This is a genomic window from Peribacillus sp. Aquil_B1 (genome assembly GCF_022603275.1).
GTDB lineage: Bacteria > Bacillota > Bacilli > Bacillales > DSM-1321 > Peribacillus.
In genome coordinates, this window is sequence record NZ_JAKXEE010000004.1 from 107030 (window position 1) to 125868 (window position 18839).

The 18839-nt window shown below is 39.8% G+C and carries 18 protein-coding genes and 1 riboswitch; of the genes, 14 read left to right on the plus strand and 4 right to left on the minus strand.

Features of this window, described 5'->3' with window-relative positions; translation table 11 throughout:
* Positions 1-93: 93 nt before the first annotated feature.
* A complete protein-coding gene (locus tag MPH60_RS21830; RefSeq protein WP_241590071.1) occupies positions 94-546 on the plus strand; it encodes a helix-turn-helix domain-containing protein in 453 nt (150 codons plus the stop codon).
* Between the two features lie 139 nt (positions 547-685).
* Here MPH60_RS21830 and MPH60_RS21835 read toward each other — a convergent pair whose 3' ends face one another.
* Positions 686-1042, minus strand: a complete 357-nt coding sequence (locus MPH60_RS21835) for a hydrolase (RefSeq protein ID WP_241590070.1) — start codon at positions 1040-1042, stop codon at positions 686-688.
* A gap of 188 nt (positions 1043-1230) precedes the next feature.
* Here MPH60_RS21835 and MPH60_RS21840 point away from each other — a divergent pair, with 188 nt between their 5' ends.
* The 8 genes from MPH60_RS21840 to MPH60_RS21875 all read left to right on the plus strand — a co-directional run bounded on the left by MPH60_RS21840 (position 1231) and on the right by MPH60_RS21875 (position 9717).
* Positions 1231-1908 carry a hypothetical protein gene (locus tag MPH60_RS21840; protein WP_241590069.1) on the plus strand — a complete coding sequence of 226 codons (678 nt, stop codon included), beginning with the start codon at positions 1231-1233 and terminating at the stop codon, positions 1906-1908.
* Between the two features lie 197 nt (positions 1909-2105).
* Entirely contained in the window at positions 2106-3341 is a 1236-nt protein-coding gene (locus MPH60_RS21845; RefSeq protein ID WP_241590068.1) for a S1C family serine protease, read from the plus strand.
* Positions 3342-3920: 579 nt separating this feature from the next.
* Positions 3921-4235, plus strand: coding sequence for a hypothetical protein (locus MPH60_RS21850; protein WP_241590067.1), 315 nt, complete (start codon positions 3921-3923; stop codon positions 4233-4235).
* 935 nt (positions 4236-5170) lie between these two features.
* The gene (qoxA, locus tag MPH60_RS21855) at positions 5171-6100 is read left to right on the plus strand and encodes a cytochrome aa3 quinol oxidase subunit II (RefSeq protein WP_241590066.1); all 930 of its coding nucleotides are present in this window, start codon (positions 5171-5173) and stop codon (positions 6098-6100) included.
* Between the two features lie 73 nt (positions 6101-6173).
* Positions 6174-8120 carry a cytochrome aa3 quinol oxidase subunit I gene (gene qoxB, locus MPH60_RS21860; RefSeq protein WP_241590065.1) on the plus strand — a complete coding sequence of 649 codons (1947 nt, stop codon included), beginning with the start codon at positions 6174-6176 and terminating at the stop codon, positions 8118-8120.
* The gene (gene qoxC, locus MPH60_RS21865) at positions 8120-8716 is read left to right on the plus strand and encodes a cytochrome aa3 quinol oxidase subunit III (RefSeq protein ID WP_241590064.1); all 597 of its coding nucleotides are present in this window, start codon (positions 8120-8122) and stop codon (positions 8714-8716) included. The genes qoxB and qoxC overlap by 1 nt, the downstream gene beginning before the upstream one ends.
* A gap of 1 nt (position 8717) precedes the next feature.
* On the plus strand, positions 8718-9002 hold the full coding sequence (gene qoxD / locus MPH60_RS21870) for a cytochrome aa3 quinol oxidase subunit IV (protein WP_241590063.1): 285 nt from the start codon (positions 8718-8720) through the stop codon (positions 9000-9002).
* Between the two features lie 265 nt (positions 9003-9267).
* Positions 9268-9717, plus strand: a complete 450-nt coding sequence (locus MPH60_RS21875) for a YfmQ family protein (RefSeq protein ID WP_241590062.1) — start codon at positions 9268-9270, stop codon at positions 9715-9717.
* Positions 9718-10210: 493 nt separating this feature from the next.
* Here MPH60_RS21875 and MPH60_RS21880 read toward each other — a convergent pair whose 3' ends face one another.
* Both MPH60_RS21880 and MPH60_RS21885 read right to left on the minus strand, forming a co-directional pair.
* Entirely contained in the window at positions 10211-10468 is a 258-nt protein-coding gene (locus MPH60_RS21880; RefSeq protein WP_241590061.1) for a BA3454 family stress response protein, read from the minus strand.
* A gap of 124 nt (positions 10469-10592) precedes the next feature.
* Positions 10593-11429: an EamA family transporter gene (locus MPH60_RS21885; RefSeq protein ID WP_241590060.1), complete on the minus strand. Its 837-nt coding sequence runs from the start codon at positions 11427-11429 to the stop codon at positions 10593-10595.
* Positions 11430-11582: 153 nt separating this feature from the next.
* Positions 11583-11628, plus strand: a riboswitch (PreQ1 riboswitch).
* A gap of 104 nt (positions 11629-11732) precedes the next feature.
* On the opposite strand from MPH60_RS21885, the gene queF reads away from it, so the two are divergent.
* Both queF and MPH60_RS21895 read left to right on the plus strand, forming a co-directional pair.
* Complete coding sequence (queF, locus tag MPH60_RS21890) at positions 11733-12233, plus strand: preQ(1) synthase (protein ID WP_061461394.1); 501 nt, start codon at positions 11733-11735, stop codon at positions 12231-12233.
* 203 nt (positions 12234-12436) lie between these two features.
* Positions 12437-13783 carry an aspartate kinase gene (locus MPH60_RS21895; RefSeq protein ID WP_241590059.1) on the plus strand — a complete coding sequence of 449 codons (1347 nt, stop codon included), beginning with the start codon at positions 12437-12439 and terminating at the stop codon, positions 13781-13783.
* A 220-nt stretch (positions 13784-14003) separates the two neighbouring features.
* Here MPH60_RS21895 and MPH60_RS21900 read toward each other — a convergent pair whose 3' ends face one another.
* Entirely contained in the window at positions 14004-14564 is a 561-nt protein-coding gene (locus MPH60_RS21900) for a nitroreductase family protein (RefSeq protein WP_241590058.1), read from the minus strand.
* Positions 14565-15011: 447 nt separating this feature from the next.
* Here MPH60_RS21900 and MPH60_RS21905 point away from each other — a divergent pair, with 447 nt between their 5' ends.
* The 3 genes from MPH60_RS21905 to MPH60_RS21915 are packed head-to-tail and all read left to right on the plus strand — an operon-like array spanning position 15012 to position 18727.
* Positions 15012-16760 (plus strand): ABC transporter ATP-binding protein, encoded by a 1749-nt coding sequence (locus MPH60_RS21905; protein WP_241590057.1) that lies wholly within the window; start codon positions 15012-15014, stop codon positions 16758-16760.
* Positions 16714-18525, plus strand: coding sequence for an ABC transporter ATP-binding protein (locus MPH60_RS21910; RefSeq protein ID WP_405390640.1), 1812 nt, complete (start codon positions 16714-16716; stop codon positions 18523-18525). Before MPH60_RS21905 ends, MPH60_RS21910 begins: the two co-directional genes overlap by 47 nt.
* Positions 18518-18727, plus strand: coding sequence for a hypothetical protein (locus MPH60_RS21915; protein WP_241590055.1), 210 nt, complete (start codon positions 18518-18520; stop codon positions 18725-18727). The genes MPH60_RS21910 and MPH60_RS21915 overlap by 8 nt, the downstream gene beginning before the upstream one ends.
* Positions 18728-18839 lie beyond the last annotated feature (112 nt).

Here is an 18839-nt window from a genome sequence, read left to right on the forward strand (position 1 = left end):
ACCCTTAAGTTGCATAGTAATGCGCTTATTACTATCTTTACTTTGCATAATTCATCTCACAATACTAGGAGTAGGAAAGGCGATGAACTGATCATGATTTTTAGCGAACGATTAAAAAAAGAACGGGAAAAAAGAAATTGGTCACAAAATGATCTTGCAGAGAAAATTCATGTGAGTCGCCAATCTGTGTCCAAATGGGAAACGGGAAAAAATTATCCCAGTATTGAAGTACTCATTAATTTAAGTGATTTATTTCAAATTACGGTAGATGAATTATTAAGGAGTGACGAGGAATTGAAAGAAAAAATAATAAGGGAAAGTAAGCAGTTAGCATTTCCAAAAAGGAAAATGTTTTTTGATATCCTGTTAATAATAGGAGCAATTTTGTTAGTGTCTAAATTGATTATTTTTGGACTTAATAAATTTGCCGGCACAGATATTACCATATTAAAAAGCATGCCAGTTGTATCGAATTTTTTACCATTAGCTTTGATGGTTATTGGCGGTATCGGTTCAGATTCTTTGAAGGATAAATATGTAGATTGAAAGAACTTGCTTATAAAACTTTATAATGAATGACAAAACGGAATCTTGTATTTCCCTTTTATCGGGGGCAGAAAACTTTTTGATTGAACTTGATCATAAAAGAACAGAACCTTTGAATTTCAGGTTCTGTTCCTATTTCTTATTTGAACTTTTGCACTTCTTCTCGTCCCTCGAATTTGTTATCTTTTAAAATGCCGATTTCTTCAATATGGTTTCGTGCCGTTTCATCCCCTAATTTATAAATGAGGGCATAAAGCCTTTTCATGGCTGCATCGTATTTATCATTTGCCCGGTCATGATGATAGAGAAGGTAGGGCACATGTGAACGGGCATATGCCTCCAGGTCATCTGTCCGGTGTTCCTCCAAGCATTGTTTCAATTCTGCAAGTTCCTCATCAGTTGCATGTACAGTGAAGCTTGGATTCTCTTCAAGTTTTTGTCCGAGTACGTCGCCGCTGACCAAATCGACATGATAGGTCTGTTTTTCCTGTATCATTCTGTGATCATCCTTTCAAGCGTTTATCTATTCTGTACCACTATTTGTAAAAAGTTAATCATCAATGTAAACATTTCCTTAATGAAAAAGATAGGAAATAGAGGTATCGGATTTCTTATCAAATGGTATAAGATGAATTTACAGAATAATATGGAAAATCAAGGAGTGATATAGTGAAGAGGTCAATCATGATTATTTTTTTGGTGTTGATTGCTTCAGGCTGCGTAACAAGGAATTATGATTCCAATATGGATTTAGGGAAAAGTCAGTTGAATGAGGAAAATTATTTAGAAGCCCATGAGGCATTCGAATTAGCTTATAAAGAGGCAAAAACACCGGAAGCAAGGGAGTTAATGGATCTTTCAGGTTTTCTGGCGAGTGGAATGAAGAAATACGAGGAACAGGATTTTGATTCAGCCAAAAGCGAATTTGAAGAAGCAACCGCATATAAAGCGAAATACCGGGAAGGTAAACGAATGGTTTCAAAGGCGGTGGAAATGCAACCGGTATCAGATTCCGCCACGATAGAAGCAGTAGAGGGAAATGACGAGGCGGAGCCGGCGAAGGAAGCAACCAATGGATCCAAACTAGAAGATGAGGCGGCAACGGGTACAATAGGCAAAGAAGATAGTAAGGCTTCGGTTAGTACATTAAGTAAATCTCAGGCAGAGAAGCTAGTGAAGGATTATGTGGACATGGAGAATTTACCTAATTTGCATATTGAATATGATCATGATGCTGAAAAGGGAGATTACATTTTTCATGTTTTCGAGGTGGATGAACCTAGTCAGAAAAGTGGCCACAAAACCACTTGGGGCTGGTATGGCGTGAATAAGAAGACTAAAGAAGTTTATGAAGTCTTGTAAGGATAACTGTATGGACGAATTGAAGGCCCCTGTTGAGGCCTTTTTCTTTTGCAGCCCGGCAAAGTACAGGATTCGATAAAATTTTATACTTTTTGTAAAAAAGTCGACCTATTCTTTATTTCTTAAGAATTTTTTAATATTTCCTGTTTATGATGGACTCAAGTAAAGGATAAAGGACAATCATAGGAGGGATAAAGATGGAAAATTATAATGGTGATGAGCAAGTCAGAGTGAAGGCAGAACGGAAAAAGGGTAAGTCTCTTTGGCTAACTAGCCTTGTTTCCGGAACGGTTGCTGCTATGGTTACATCGTCTGTATTTCTATTTGGCGGGGACTTTATAGATCAAGGGAATAGTTCAGTGAATGAGTCAACCGAAACGGCAGGTGTACAGCAAACTGAAAGTGTTGAAAAAGATAAAAGTGTCACGGCGGAAAAGTTATCGACGAGTACGGATTCAAATGATAGGGCAGAGATGGTCGAATCAGCATCCAAATCGATTGTCGGGGTCGTGAATTTACAGGAGATGCAAAACCAGAACCCGTATCAGCGGCAAAGCACGGAGAGCGAAACGGTTGAGAGCGGCACTGGTTCAGGGGTCATTTACAAAAAAACTGGTGGGAAAGCCTATATCATCACGAACAATCATGTTATTGAAGGAGCTAAGGAAGTCGAAATTTCATTGTATGATGGACAAAAGACAACGGCAGCTGTTGTCGGGGCTGATGCTTTGACGGACTTAGCGGTTTTGACAATTGATGCCTCGATGGCACCTGAGGGAATTAAATTCGGGAATTCCGATAGCATGCGTCCAGGTGAAGAAGTATTGGCAATTGGCAATCCTCTTGGACTTGATTTTTCACGATCGGTTACACAAGGGATCGTCAGTGCGACTGGACGCTCCATTTCAGTCGATACAACGGACGGGGAATGGGAACTTGATGTCCTTCAAACAGATGCAGCGATCAACCCCGGCAACAGCGGCGGTGCATTGATCAACACCGCTGGGGAAGTGATCGGGATAAACAGTTTGAAGATTTCCGAAAATGGTGTGGAAGGCTTAGGGTTCGCCATCCCTAGTAATGATGTGATTCCAATTGTTACGGAACTGATTAAAAATGGAAAAATCACGCGGCCATATTTAGGAGTCAGCTTGGCCAGTATAGAAGAATTGCCACAATATTACCTTCAAAATGTTCCAGAAGCTGCAAAATCCGGTGTAATGGTGATGAGTATAGAGGCGGGCTCGGCTGCGGCGAATGGAGGGCTTATGCAACAGGATATCATCGTTGAGATTGATGGAACGAAAATAAATTCTGCTGCAGCATTAAGGAAATACTTATATTCAGATAAGAAAATTGGCGATAAAGTAAAGGTTAAAGTATATCGAGGCACTGAAGAGAAAACGGTAACGATGACCTTGCAAAAACCATAGAAGGAGGTAAGGCCCCTGATTATTCATCAGGGGTCTCATTTTTTTAGACAAAAGTGGTTCGAAGTTAATAATTCCCAAGCATTTTTTGAACTCTCTTTGAATTTTAGGCGATTTTTGGAACTTACCATGTCCGTTTGGTCATCATCTTTAAATTAAAGACAGCGAAATTAAGCATCGCCTGCATCGACAATTTTTTTAGTCTTCTTGAAGTAGTCCAACATATACCATACTTTTCTTTTGTACCAATAAAGATTTAGGCAAAAAGTTTTTATCTAAAAGTTAAAACAATGATTGGAACGAAAGCTGCGAGACTCCCGCAGGGAAAGCGAGTGCCCTACGTTCCAATCTTTGTTTAAATTAAACACTCTTCTATTTAAATAGGATACAAAAGGTTAATACCAGAAAAAAAGATAGTGTATTTGCACTGTTTTTGCAGTTTGTTCATATAGTCTTTAATGCCTAAAAGTGAATGGTGGCGCCTTCTATTTGTCAAGGTTTTCATCGTGGATATGTTAAAAAATAGAAAAGATTTGACAAATTTGTGAAATGTCATAAAATAGAAAGAAAGGGGATGAAATTATGGAAGCTAATCAGAAGATGTTAGATGCAGTGAAATGGGTATCAGGCACAGGTTGTGTAATCGGAATTATTATTTTTGCTTTAAGTTTCTTTGTAAGCGATTACAATAAGGATTATATATTTACCGCTGTTGGAATCGCCATCACATTAAGCGCAGCTGCCATTTTTCTAGTTGGTATATTTTTTGTCCTGACAGAAGAAATGGTAATGAATACACATAAAGGAAAAAGAATTGAACCGGAAACGACTAAAATCATAAAAATGAAAACAAAGGCTAAAGCTCCAACAAACAGAAGTACAGAATTCAGTAACTAAAAAGAGGAATATAGCGCAATATACTGTTTTTCTAAACAGAACTAGTCGTTCCTTTGCCTAACTTGCTGAATTTGAGTAAACTTGATCTCAATCAATGAATGCGCTTTCATTTTATATTATCAGAATCGAATTTTAAACTATATCCACGAGAAAAGGACACTTTTAAGAAGTCCTTTTTTTGTGGGTTTTTTTCTATGTACCTTTAATTAAAAATTCAAAAGGGATACAGGTATCAATAAGGGGTTATAGGTCAGTGGGTTTTGCTAAAGGACGATTTGATAGAACCACCAAACCTGAATTACTTCTACCACGACTATTGCTACACGGCGGTTTAAAAATACCGACAGGGCATAAGGATTTGTGAGAGAACCGATTTCAAACTCGTTGTTTCCTTATATATATATAATATTGACCTGCGCTGGATCATAAGGGGATTGAAGCATGGATACAACATCGTGTCCAATGTGTCCACCATTTACCAACCTCCATGGCTGAGTGAAAAAATTCCGTTTTAAATCATGTTTTCTAACGATAAATACCTAATTGACAGGATAGGTAATATAATTCATAATCTTTATGAGTTTTGAGGCAATATACACGGTGAATATAATGTGAAATTTTTATTTCATTATATTAGAGTAATATTAAACGGAAAGAGGATTGGTACTATCTGCAATACTGTACTGATAAGTGAATTTTCATAGGCAAGATATGAAACATTTATTATATTTCATTTGCTGAAGATTTTCGAACATTTCAGTTCATTTACCATCTTCTTACTGCTCTTTAATGAACTTTATGTGACAGATGTCACTTTGTATTGTCTTTTTTTAGACTTGGGATTAATATTGGTATGTCGGGGTTTGTGAACATGGTAACACTTTGTCCGAATAATTACCAATTGGAATTTTATTATGTAAGAAAGGGGTAGTACTATGAAAATAAAATGGGCTCTATTAACTATACTTTTTACTATTGCCACTGTGCTAACCGGTTGCGATAACCCATTAATGGTCTTGGACCCTAAAGGGCCAGTAGCTGCAACACAAGCAGATGTTATTATGATTTCGATATGGACAATGGCCTTTGTCGTTCTTGTCGTTATGGTACTGTATATCTTCATGATAATGAAATATCGTGCTTCCAAACAACGTGATGATTATGAACCGCCTCATATTGAAGGAAGTAAGGTTCTTGAAATAATTTGGGTTGCGATCCCAATTTTAATCGTCGCTTTCCTATCCGTTGTTACTGTTAAAACAACAAATGAAGTTGAGGCAACACCTAAAGGATACGGAGATCAAGAACCTTTAATTATTTACGCTTCATCTTCCAACTGGAAGTGGCATTTTAGTTATCCGGAAGAAGATATCGAAACAGTCAACTATCTGTTTTTACCTACTAACCGACCAATTGAATTTAAACTTTACTCATTCGGTCCAATCTCAAGTTTCTGGATTCCGCAACTTGGAGGACAAAAATACGCGATGTCGGACATGGTCAATACGTTGCACTTAGCAGCTGATGTACCAGGAGAGTATATGGGTCGAAATTCAAACTTCAGTGGTTCAGGTTTTGCTCAGCAAACGTTCAACGTTAATGTTCTGTCTGCTGAAGAATACGATAAGTGGGTAGATGAAATTAAAGCTACTGCTAAACCGATCACTGAGGAAAAATTCAATGAATTATTAAAACCTGGTCATGTGGGACAATCCACTTACACGGGAACTCACTTAGAGTTTTCACCAGCTCCTGAAGGGGAAAATGCTGGTCATGACCACGGATCTTCCGATACGGAAGAAAATGATTCCAAGGATTCACACGAGGAACATTCAGAACACAGCAACATGAATCATGATCACTAAGAATTAATTTCGTTCGATAAAACAACTAGGTTTACAAGATAAGGAATATTTTCCTGAAAGGAGTCACAAAAGTATGGATTACTTTGATCGATTTGCCGTACCTCATCCAAGTCCTGCGATTTATGCATCCATGGTTGCCATTGGTTTAACCATGATTGCGGTTGTTGCCGGAATTACCTATTTTAAAAAATGGGGTTACTTATGGCGTGAGTGGTTAACAACGGTTGACCATAAACGTATCGGTATCATGTACATCTTGGCAGCACTGCTTATGCTTTTCCGTGGTGGCGTCGATGCTCTTATGATGCGTGCTCAAACGGCTATTCCAGATAACGGTCTTTTGGATGGACAGCATTATAATGAGGTATTTACAACACACGGGGTCGTCATGATCCTGTTCATGGCTATGCCATTTATCATTGGGTTAATGAACATTGTTACACCATTGCAAATTGGAGCGCGTGACGTAGCATTCCCACGTCTGAACGCAGTAAGCTTCTGGTTATTCTTCATGGGGGCAATGCTATTTAACATCTCTTTCGTAGTCGGTGGTTCTCCTGATGCAGGTTGGACATCTTACTTCCCGCTGGCAAGTAACGATTTCAGTGAATCAGTAGGTTCGAACTATTACGCGATTGCAATTCAAATAGCTGGTATCGGTACATTACTGACTGGTATCAACTTTATCGTAACAATCTTGAAAATGAGAGCACCAGGCATGAACTTAATGAAAATGCAAATGTTCACATGGTCTATCTTGATCACAAACTTCATCATCGTTTTCGCTTTCCCTGTATTGACAGTGGCACTTGCGTTGATGACAATGGATCGTCTATTCGGAACTCAATTCTTTACGATGGCCAATGGCGGTAGCGATATGCTTTGGGCGAACTTGTTCTGGGTTTGGGGACATCCTGAAGTTTATATAGTAATTCTTCCGGCTTTCGGTATTTACAGTGAAATCATTTCGACATTTGCACGTCGTAACCTGTACGGGTATAATTCGATGGTTATCTCCATGGTAGCTATTTCTACTCTATCTTTCATTGTATGGGCTCACCATTTCTATACAATGGGTCACGGTGCAATGGTTAATGGTATCTTCTCGATTACCACGATGGCAATTGCCGTCCCGACCGGTGTTAAGATTTTCAACTGGTTGTTCACACTTTGGAAAGGTAAAATCGTATTTACCGTTCCAATGCTTTACTCTTTAGCTTTCATTCCGATTTTCACGCTCGGTGGGGTAACAGGGGTTATGCTTGCAATGGCAAGTGCTGACTACCAATACCATAATACAATGTTCTTAGTAGCTCACTTCCACTACGTTTTAATCCCTGGTACTGTATTTGCCGTACTAGCCGGTTTCACGTACTGGTGGCCAAAAATGTTCGGTTTCATGTTGAGCGAAAAAATTGGGAAATGGTCGTTCTGGTTCATTACAATCGGCTTTAATGTAACATTCTTCCCGATGTTCATCACTGGTTTAGATGGGCAGGCACGCCGTATGTATACGTACTCTGAATCAACAGGGTATGGTCCATTGAATATGCTCTCTTTCGTTGGAGCGATTGGCTTGGCAATAGGTTTTGCACTTATTGTGTACAATATCTATTGGAGCACTCGTTATGCGTCAAGAAATATTTCAAACGATCCATGGGATGCACGTTCTCTAGAGTGGGCTACACATACACCAATCCCTGAATATAACTTTGCAGTAGTGCCAACAGTTGACTCTACAGAAGCATTCTGGGATTCAAAGAAAAAAGGCTTTAAGTTATTTGGCGGTAAAGTAGAAAAAATCCATATGCCAAATAACAGTGGTGTGCCGTTTATCATGAGCTGTATCTTCTTCGTTTGGGGCTTTGCGATGGTATTCAGCATGTGGATCATTGCAATCATTGCAACGATCGGTATCTTTGCTTGTATGATTCACCGTTCATTCGAAAAAGATCACGGACGTTATATCTCTGTTGAAGAGATCGAAGAAACTGAAAATAAATTGCGAGGTGCTAAGTAATGAAAATAGATAACTCGCTGCCACTAGAATATAGCACGGAAGAAAATCGCTTAAAGATTTTTGGATTCTGGATTTTCCTAGGAGCAGAAATAGCTCTTTTCGCTACACTGTTCGCCACTTATTTTGTATTAGTTGATGGAACTGGAAATGGTCCAACGGGAGAACATCTTTTTAAACTTCCAACCTTGATGTTCCAAACAATCTTTCTTTTAACCAGTAGTTTTACCATAGGTCTTGGAATCAATGCAATGAGACTTGGCAGACAGAAAGCAACGATTGGTTTCTTCATTATCACCCTTATTCTTGGTTTAGGCTTCTTGGGAGTCGAAATTTATGAATTCGTAGAGTATGTTCATGAAGGAGCAACCATTCAAACAAGTGCTTTCTTATCTAGTTTGTTTACATTACTAGGTACGCATGGAGCTCACGTTACACTTGGTTTATTCTGGGGAACCTTCATCGTCATGCAGATCAAAAAGCGCGGTATGACTCCAGAAACAACAAACAAGGCTTTCATCTTTTCACTTTACTGGCATTTCTTGGACGTTGTCTGGATTTTCATCTTCAGTTTCGTCTACCTGAAAGGAATGATGTAATATGAAAGAATTATTCCCACGGGGCCAAGTTATGGGATTTGCGTTTTCTCTAGTCCTGACTTTGGTCGCACTATCAGTTATTATGTATGATCTCTCACTAAAAATGGCTATGATCATCCTTCTTGTTACAGCTTTCATGCAAGCTGCACTGCAATTAGTTATGTTTATGCACGCAGGTGAGTCTGAAGATAAAGCATCGATTTACACAAACGTTTATTACGGATTGTTCGTTGCATTGGTTACAATTTTCGGTACAATGCTAACAATGATTTGGGGATATCAATAATCGATTCCGGAAAAGCTGGGCGTCTTGATGACGCCCGGTTTTTTTGTATTTTAATAAGTATAAATTTGTTAAGAAGGATTTTGATGCATTTAGTTTAGTATAACCATTTCGGAACATTATATTTATAAAGTGGAAATTTGTACAATGTTTTACCAAAGTAAAACGTTAATAGAACGGACACATCTTCTAAGAAAAACTGCCTGCCATATTGATATAATAAGTTATATAAGAAAGAATTAATTTAAAATGTAGCGGAGATGATGAATTGACATTACCGGTTTTGATTTTGACAATTATCTTAAGTTTGTTAAAAATATTGGTTTCCTGTCTTCCAACCGATGCTGTTAATTGGATTATCAGCAAATTTAAAATACACTCAGAAATTAGTGGCGGGAATGCGATCGTATCCTTTGACGGAAAACGTTTGGAAGGTGATGAAAAAATTCAAGTTATTAATCATTTTAATAACGCCAGATTTTTGAAGAAAAATCATATATTCCCGGGTAACGAGCAATTGTTTTTACATCCAGAGGACAGTGGGACTCCATTAGTCATTGATACTAAAAAAGGCAAAATTGATGTTAAGTTATTTGTGTACATTTACAATGACCGCGTGGATGTAGTTAAACAGTTCAAAAAGAAACTCATTTCTTATAGTCTGTTTTCCGATAACCTCCAAGAACGTTCCATGCCATTAATAAGAAATTTAGTTTAAAAGAACATTAAGAGGACGTTCCTTAAAAGAACCTAAAATCAAAACAATGTTGATTGGAACGGAAGGTTGCGAGACTCCTGCGGGAAAAGCGCTGAGGAGACTCCAGCTCCCGGGCCGCCCGCGAAAAGCGAGTGCCTGGAGTGGGAATCGGCGTTCGAGGTTTTATAAACCTTCATAAAAACTGAGACATACTTGATTTTCATCGAGTTTGTCTACAGTCTGAAAGAAGGCCCTTAAAAAGACCGTCTTTTTTTATAAGTCTTTTATTGTATAATCCCATTTCATTAAGGTGCTTAGTTCATTAAATAAAATTATAAATTACTTGTTATTCAGAGGTTAACGTACACAAACTGACGACTGAATGTTAGTGTCTTTGTGTTTTTTAGTAGGAGGGAATTGCTGCAAGAGGGTCTTTCATCGTGCATATGAAAAATATTTCGGATATGATTTAATGGTAATAAAAAAGCAGGTATCTATTGCGATGCCTGCTTTTTTATGCTTTCCATTGCTTTTCAACTTGATGAAGGGCTTGTTGTAAAATTACTTCATGATCTGTACCCGGTTTAGTAAGGACGTTAGTTTGATAAGATTTTCCTTGGAAATCAACTGTTACTGTAACTTTTACCATTATGCATCTTTCCTTTCTTGATTCAGAATTAAATGAGGTGGTTGTCCCTATTTCTTTAATACCCGTGGCAGAGGATTTTTCAAACATTTCAAAAGCTGTAAAATCTAAAGAATTAATATTCAAAATTATCTGATATTTTTATGGATGTGTCAACACTTTTTTTTACTACCTCATTTCACGGTTAAATAAAAAACGACCTGGCTTTTACAGATGGCAGCCAGGTTGATTTTTTATAAACGAACTATATTCATATTTTAGTTAAAATAATACCGATTAATGCTGCAAGAACACCGGCAATTTGATAGGTTTTTAGTTTTTCCTTGAATAAATAACATCCAGCGAATACGACAACTAAGCAGTTCAGGCTGACGACAGGAAAAATAATGCTTGCGATTCCGGTGTTCAATGCAAAGAAATAACATCCATAGCCTATCATGCTTAAAAAACCTACTAATGAACCGATTTTGACTTCCTTTAGCTTGATTTTTTCTTTTTTAAAGGCCAGAGCCGAAAGAAGATAAAGCATTCCGCCTCCATACATCGATACTAAGATATCAAGGGAGTTTAAATGAAGACGTGTTGATGTCGTCATTAGAATTCCGAGCACACCAAATGATAAGATGGAGAGTAATGTGTGCATGATCCAAGGGACATATTGATGGTTACCTTTGGCGTTAGGTGTATACTGGATGACTAATGTAGCGAGAAACATGCAGACTATTCCACTCCACTGCAAGGAAGAAATATGTTCGTGAAAAATTAAAGCTGCACAGAGTATGGGGAATATTGCATTCGCTGCGATTAATGGTGATGTCAAGCTTGCCGGCCCTTTTTCAAAGGCGCTTGCCATCTGGATGTTACCATTAGCGTTCAGTACACCAATTGCTGCACCAAGCATGATGGACAGCCAGTTCAGTTGCAAACCATCCATAAATACTCCATAAACAATGGACAAAATAAAAGCTGAAAAATAAAAGAAAAATTGGATATGTATCTTGGAATAGCCTTTTCCGCTGCTCCATTTGAAAATGCTGTTATTGATTCCGAAACATAAGCTGGTGATGAGTGCTGCAAAAATCCACATGTGTATATTCTCTTCTTTCTAATAGGTTGTACTGCTTTTTTCATTTTAAACTGAAAATATAAACGAATCAAACCCAATTTAAGAGAGTTGCATTGACAGATTGACTATTTTTTTTTATATTTACTAAGACAATTTTAAAATATTTCCCGATAAACGGGAGAGGTTCATAGCATCACCCTCTTAAAAAAACTATGGCTTTGATATTTTTCGCGAATCAACCATATCTTTGAGGAGATATGGTTTTTGTTATATAGAGGCCCATTTTATGAATCTCCCTGAAACGTGGGATTAGGAGGACTTTTCATGTCTGGAAGAAAAGAAGAAGAATTAAAAAAAGATATCACACTGCTTGGGAATCAAGGAACAAAATATACATTTGACTATGCGCCTGAAATCCTTGAGTCATTCGATAACAAGCATCCGAACCGGGATTATTTCGTCAAATTCAATTGCCCGGAATTCACTAGCTTATGTCCGATAACGGGCCAGCCGGACTTTGCTACCATTTACATCAGCTATATTCCCAGTGTGAAAATGGTGGAGAGCAAGTCTTTGAAACTTTATTTATTCAGCTTCCGCAATCACGGTGATTTCCATGAAGACTGCATGAACATCATCATGAATGATTTAATCGAATTGATGGATCCTAAATATATTGAAGTCTGGGGCAAGTTTACACCTAGGGGCGGAATTTCCATCGACCCTTACACGAATTATGGAAAACCAGGTACGAAGTATGAGGAAATGGCGGATTACCGCTTGATGAACCATGACTTATACCCGGAAACCGTGGATAATCGCTAAAGAAAGGGAGAGACAATGGGCATATGCCCGTTGTCTTTTTCTTTGTTTTAGCCATTCTTGATCAGCCTTCATGATGATTTGTCCTTTTTAAAAATACAAATGTCCTTCTATAATGGAATTTCCACTTGATTGTTTCGAGAAAAAGCGTAATAATAGGGAGAGTTGATTTTGACAGAATATTTACGAAAATAGGGGATGTCTAGATGAAAGTTGCAAAGTTTGGTGGAAGTTCACTTGCGTCAGGTGAACAGTTGAGGAAGGTATTCGAAATTGTGGTTTCTGATCCAGAGAGAAAGATTGTAGTCGTTTCGGCTCCAGGGAAACGCAATTCCGATGATATAAAGGTGACGGATTTATTGATTGAAGCTGCGGAACAGCAGCTGCGCGGGGATAACGGAGAGCATTTGATAGAAGATGTCGTATCCCGCTATGCGAGCATTGCTGAAGAGCTGGATATATCGGAGAGTGTCATCACTGGGATTCATGAAAATTTAATGGCACTGCTGCATGCAGACCAAACTAATCCGAAGCGCTATCTGGATGCCTTGAAGGCCAGCGGCGAGGATAATAATGCGAAGCTGGTCGCAGGCTATTTCCAAAGCCGTGGTGTAGAGGCGCAGTATATAAATCCAAAGAAGGCCGGCTTGATCGTAACGGATGAAGGTGGATTTACCAAGGTGCTGCCAGAGTCTTATGATCGGTTATATGCTCTGCGTGATGAGCCTGGAATCGTAGTATTCCCAGGGTTCTTCGGTTATACGTTAGATGGTGATGTGTTAACTTTCTCAAGAAGCGGGTCCGATATTACTGGTTCGATTCTTGCGAATGGGGTCAAAGCTGATTTGTATGAGAACTTTACGGACGTTGATGCCGTTTACGCGGTGAATCCAAATGTGGTTTCCAATCCGAAGGGAATCCGGGAATTAACCTATCGTGAGATGCGTGAGCTTTCTTATGCAGGTTTCTCGGTATTTCATGATGAGGCGCTTATTCCGGCATTCCGTGCGGGAATACCTGTGCATATCCAGAATACGAACAATCCGGCGGCACAAGGGACCCGCATTGTGAGTACACGGGATAATACGAACGGGCCCGTTATTGGGATTGCGAGTGATAAAGGATTTTGCAGCATTTACATTAGCAAATATTTGATGAACCGAGAAGTTGGTTTTGGCCGGAAACTGCTGCACATCCTTGAAGATTATGGAGTTTCATATGAGCATATTCCATCAGGCATCGATGATGTGACGCTAATTCTAAGGCAGGACCAGATGAAAGGTGAAGCCGAGAAGAAAATCATTTCCCGAATCAAGAAAGAGCTTCATGCCGATGAAGTGAATGTGGAGCATGATCTTGCCTTGATCATGGTTGTAGGGGAAGGAATGCGTCATAATGTCGGTACAACGGCAAGAGCGTCAAAAGCCTTGGCCGAAGCTAAGGTGAATATTGAGATGATCAACCAGGGCTCTTCGGAGGTAAGCATGATGTTCGGTGTGAAAGGGCATAACGAAGAGACGGCAATTCAGGCGTTATATCACGAGTTCTTTTGAGTATCGGCGTACAGGGACCTCGTTGAAATGAAAGGCACCCCATTGTTAGACATCATTTAACAAGGGAGGTGCAGTTTTCCTCTAAAAAAGAATAATTTATATAATCATCTTTCAGGCATTATGATAACCGGAATGCAACATTTCCCCGCTAATCATTGTGTTTCTCATAAAATATAAAAGGAAAGCCTCCAATTTTCTATTTGGAGGCTTTCCTTTTATGTTAGTCCATAATGGTCAGGAGTTGATTGATCGCGTTCCTTGGACGCGGGGCAGGGATCATATCCGGATAGCCAACGTGAAGGCTGCCGACGATCTTCTCGCCAGGTTTCACGCCTAAAGCTTCACGAAACTCGATGCTGTGTATCATGCCGTATGTTTCCCATATCATCCCGATTCCCTGTTCCCAGGAAAGCAGGCTGAAATTCTGGATCAAGGCACTTGTAGCCGCATAATCTTCTTCACGTGTCAGGGGATTCGGATTCTCTTCCATGATCACTGCGACAAACATCGGTACACCTATAAGTTTATTATATCCTCGCTGTCCGGCTGCTTTTTTCTTTTCAGGGTCCTTCTCTTTGCCTTCCATGAATGCACGGGTTGCTTCTGCGAGTTTTAAGCGGCTATCACCTTGCACTAAGACGAAGCGCCAAGGTTGGGTCATTTTATGGTTCGGTGCCCATGTTGAAGTTTCCAATAATGATTGGATGGTATTGATAGGAACAGGAATGTCCTTAAATCGTTTGATGCTGCGCCGTTCTTTAATGATATCTTCTAGTTTCATGATCATCCTGCTCCTTTATTCATATATGTAAGTTTATAGTTGAAAAAAAATAATCCCCGGCTGCCTAATATGCTTCCAACGTGAATAAATTACTTGAATAAAGAGGGGGCAATATTCTAGTGACTTGCATTCGCTAATGAGCATATAATTTTACTAGGCACAGAGAAGCCGGGGCGACATTGTATCTATGTACAATATCAAAAGGGTACGATAAGAGAATATCGTAATTGCTTATCAAATTTCAGAGATCGATAATGAAATTGAAAATCATTATCAATTAGAATTTTCGCTTATTTCCTGTTATTTGTCAAGGGTATTTATAAAAAAAAATCAAGATATTTACCAATCTCTTAAAACAGTTAAATTCTTTTAAAAAATCTGTATAAAAATGTATAATGAGAGGATAAAAAAATGCTATCTACATAAGAAGAATCGAAGGTGTCATAGATGAAAAAATTGTCCTCTTTTCTTAAGCCGTACTGGCTTTTGATCATTCTTGCTTTATCCTTAATGATTGTCGAGCTCGGGGTAGAGCTGTTACAACCTTTATTTATAGCAAAAATAATTGATGATGGCATTTTGCAGAAAGATTTATCGGTGGTGATTAAATGGGGAAGTGTCATGGTTGGGCTTTCCGTTTTTTCATTTCTTGGCGGGATCGTTAATTCCTTTACGGCATCACATGTAAGCCAAAGCTTTGGACATGATGTGAGGAAAAGCCTTTTTGGTAAAATACAGGCGTTTTCTTTTGCGAATTTGAATAATATCCCGACATCCTCGCTGATAACAAGGATGACAAATGATGTGACACAACTTCAAAATACGGTTTTTATGGGCTTGCGTATCATGGCAAGGGCGCCATTGATCGTAATCGGCGGAGCAATAATGGCAATTGCGGTGGATTTGAAACTATCACTTGTTTTGGTCATTTCAATTCCGGTTCTTGTTTTCTTCCTGAGATGGGTTATGAAACGAGCAGCCAAGCTGTTTAAGCTCGTACAGAAAAAACTCGATAATGTCAATGGCGTCATGAGGGAAAACCTGATAGGCATGCGCTTGATCAAGGCTTTTCTTCGTAAGGAGCATGAAATCGGCCGATTTGACGATGCGAATGAAGAGTTGAAAAGAAAGACCGTCACTTCGCTTCGTCTAATAGAAACGACAATGCCTGTACTGATGCTGGTCATGAATGTGGCGATTCTGATCATTCTCTGGCTTGGAAGCGAATTTATAACAACGGGAGATATACAGGTAGGGGAAGTTGTGGCGATTGTCAACTATGCCACAAGGATTGCCGCTTCCCTTTCCGTTTTTTCATGGCTGATCATGGTCATTTCCCGTGCAAAGGCTTCAGCGGAGCGTGTGACGGAAATATTTGAAACCCCGATAGATATTGATGAAGGTAAGGCGGAAAGCAAGAGCGGGTCCGTCAATGGGGGAGGCATCAAGTTTTTGGATGTATCTTTCCGCTATCCTGGATCCGATACACCGATATTGAAAAACCTGACCTTTTCCATCGATCCGGGAGAATCGCTTGCCATCTTAGGGGCGACAGGATCGGGGAAAACATCTCTGTTTCAGCTGATTCCGAGATTATACGAAGTTGAAAGCGGCTCCATTCAAATTGATGACCAGGATCTGAAAGATATTCCCTTGAATTCGCTGCGGAAAAGGATTGGCTATGTACCGCAAGAGGCGCTGCTTTTTTCAGGAACCATAAAAGATAATGTCGCTTGGGGAAAAGAAGGTGCCTCGATGGAGGAAATCATGGCAGCGGCAAAGCATGCTCAGGTGCATGAGACCGTAATGAAACTTCCGAAGCAATATGAAACCCAGTTAGGTCAAAAAGGGGTGAATCTGTCCGGAGGGCAAAAACAGCGCTTATCGATCGCAAGAGCATTGGTGCGCAGACCGAAGATTCTCCTTCTGGATGATAGTACGAGTGCGCTTGATTTGAAAACGGAAAGTAAATTGCTTGCCGCTTTAAAGGACTATACATGCACAACACTCATCATTACACAAAAAATCAGTACAGCCATGGAGGCGGACAAAATCTTGTTGCTGGAAAGCGGTCGGGTCCTTGCGCTGGGGAAACATGAGGATTTGCTTCAAACAAGCGATCTTTATCGAAAAATCGTTCACTCACAGTATGGGGAGGAGGGGATTTCGCTTGAGTCAAAGAATAGTTCCCGATAAGGCAAAGTCTAAGCCGGTCAACTCCTGGAATACGATAAAAAGGATCATTCCGTATTTAGCGACGAATAAAAGCCTGCTATTTTGTGTCCTATTCATGGTTCTGATCAGCTCGGTTTTGGGATTGCTTGGTCCCTTTCTTGTGGGGATGGCCATTGATGATTTTATTGTCACAAGAGATAGCGGGGGGCTGATCAGCCTTCTTTTCGGACTTCTCGGAGTCTATATATTCTATTCGCTATCCATGTGGCTTCAGAATTATTGGATGATCGGAATCGCGCAGGATACGGTTTATGAAATGCGCAATCAATTATTCAAAAAGCTTCACCAGCTGTCCATCCCCTTTTTTGACAGGCGCCAGCATGGGGAATTGATGAGTAGGGTCACGAATGATATAGAAAATGTCAGTTCCACTTTGAATAGTTCCGTCATCCAGATTTTTTCAAGTGTGCTGACACTGGTCGGGACGATCGGAGTCATGCTTTATTTGAGTCCTTTATTAACTGTTTTAACCTTATTCATCGTTCCTCTTATGTTCTTCGGCCTGAGGTGGATAACGAACCGGACGGGAAAGCTTTTTAAACAACAGCAGAAGAACCTTGGGGAACTGAATGGGTTTATAGAAGAAACGATTTCCGGACAACGGATCGTAAAGGCTTTTTCACAGGAAGATAAAGTGATCCGGGACTTTATCATCCGGAGTGAAAACTTGAAGAAGGCCGGCTTCCTATCACAATCATACTCTGGGCTGATTCCAAAACTGATGAATTTACTGAACAACTTAAGTTTTACCGTAATAGCTGCTGTCGGCGGGTTTTTGGCGCTGAGTGGCATAGGAACGGTCTCCATCGGGGTTATTGTCATCTTCACAGAGTATTCAAGGCAATTCACGCGTCCGCTCAATGACCTGGCTAACCAATTCAATACACTCCTCTCAGCTGTTGCCGGTGCTGAGCGGGTTTTCGCCATACTTGATGAAGGAGAAGAGGAAGTGGATGAGAATCAGGCCTCTGAACTTCGTGATGTCCGCGGTGAGGTGGTCTTTGAGGGTGTGTCCTTTTCGTATAATGATGAGGAGCAAACGATATATGATGTTAATTTCCATGCGGAAAAAGGGGAGACCATCGCGCTTGTAGGTCCCACTGGTGCCGGTAAGACTACGATCATTAATCTTCTTGCCCGTTTTTACGAGCCGAACAGCGGCCGGATAATGATTGATGGCCAGGATATCCAACAGGTGACGAGATCCAGTCTCCGTAAGCATATGGGCTTCGTTTTACAGGATTCCTTCTTGTTTCAAGGTACGATTCGTGAAAATATCCGCTACGGCCGACTGGAGGCGGAAGATGAAGAAGTGGTGAATGCAGCCAAGCTTGCCAATGCCCATTCCTTTATCATGAAACTGCCAGATCGATATGATACCAACTTGAATCAAGATGGCAGTGGAATAAGTCAGGGACAGCGCCAGCTATTATCGATTGCCAGGGCTATTTTAGCCGATCCCGTTCTATTGATTTTGGATGAAGCGACAAGTAGCATAGATACGATTACCGAACTAAAAATCCAGGAAGCATTACACCGCTTGATGGAGGGAAGGACCAGTTTTGTCATTGCCCACAGATTGAATACAATTCAGCAAAGTGATCAAATCCTTGTACTTGATGAAGGAAGGGTCATTGAAAAGGGATCCCATGATGAATTGTTGCGGCAGAGGGGTTTTTATTACGACCTATTTCGTAGTTCTTTAAGGGGAAATCAGATTGGATGAAGAAAGGATGTGTGCCGTCAGGCGCACATTTTTTTGTGTTGGTCCCATAATAAGTACAACTTCCATTTCATTCAATGATGCACCTTCCGAAAATGTTTTTTTGCCTGATGCGGTTTTTATAAAGAGTGTAAATTCAAAAATCCATATTGGTGGGAAAAGAGGTAATTATCGACAAAATAATGGAAAATACTTTACAAATTGACTAATTTGCTATTGCTAAAAATCCTTATGGTAACATATAATTCAGAATATATATAAAATTCTTTAAATTTATTGGGCGTGGGGTGGAATACAGTCCAGGCCCCTTATAAATG

Coding starts and splice junctions, on each gene's coding strand:
- qoxD (WP_241590063.1), top strand. CDS start 8,718: ATGAAAGAATTATTCCCACGGGGCCAAGTTATGGGATTTGCGTTTTCT.
- MPH60_RS21905 (WP_241590057.1), top strand. CDS start 15,012: ATGAAAAAATTGTCCTCTTTTCTTAAGCCGTACTGGCTTTTGATCATT.
- qoxC (WP_241590064.1), top strand. CDS start 8,120: ATGAAAATAGATAACTCGCTGCCACTAGAATATAGCACGGAAGAAAAT.
- qoxB (WP_241590065.1), top strand. CDS start 6,174: ATGGATTACTTTGATCGATTTGCCGTACCTCATCCAAGTCCTGCGATT.
- MPH60_RS21845 (WP_241590068.1), top strand. CDS start 2,106: ATGGAAAATTATAATGGTGATGAGCAAGTCAGAGTGAAGGCAGAACGG.
- MPH60_RS21895 (WP_241590059.1), top strand. CDS start 12,437: ATGAAAGTTGCAAAGTTTGGTGGAAGTTCACTTGCGTCAGGTGAACAG.
- MPH60_RS21910 (WP_405390640.1), top strand. CDS start 16,714: ATGGGGAGGAGGGGATTTCGCTTGAGTCAAAGAATAGTTCCCGATAAG.
- MPH60_RS21830 (WP_241590071.1), top strand. CDS start 94: ATGATTTTTAGCGAACGATTAAAAAAAGAACGGGAAAAAAGAAATTGG.
- MPH60_RS21850 (WP_241590067.1), top strand. CDS start 3,921: ATGGAAGCTAATCAGAAGATGTTAGATGCAGTGAAATGGGTATCAGGC.
- MPH60_RS21900 (WP_241590058.1), bottom strand. CDS start 14,564: ATGAAACTAGAAGATATCATTAAAGAACGGCGCAGCATCAAACGATTT.
- queF (WP_061461394.1), top strand. CDS start 11,733: ATGTCTGGAAGAAAAGAAGAAGAATTAAAAAAAGATATCACACTGCTT.
- MPH60_RS21840 (WP_241590069.1), top strand. CDS start 1,231: ATGATTATTTTTTTGGTGTTGATTGCTTCAGGCTGCGTAACAAGGAAT.
- MPH60_RS21885 (WP_241590060.1), bottom strand. CDS start 11,429: ATGTGGATTTTTGCAGCACTCATCACCAGCTTATGTTTCGGAATCAAT.
- qoxA (WP_241590066.1), top strand. CDS start 5,171: ATGAAAATAAAATGGGCTCTATTAACTATACTTTTTACTATTGCCACT.
- MPH60_RS21835 (WP_241590070.1), bottom strand. CDS start 1,042: ATGATACAGGAAAAACAGACCTATCATGTCGATTTGGTCAGCGGCGAC.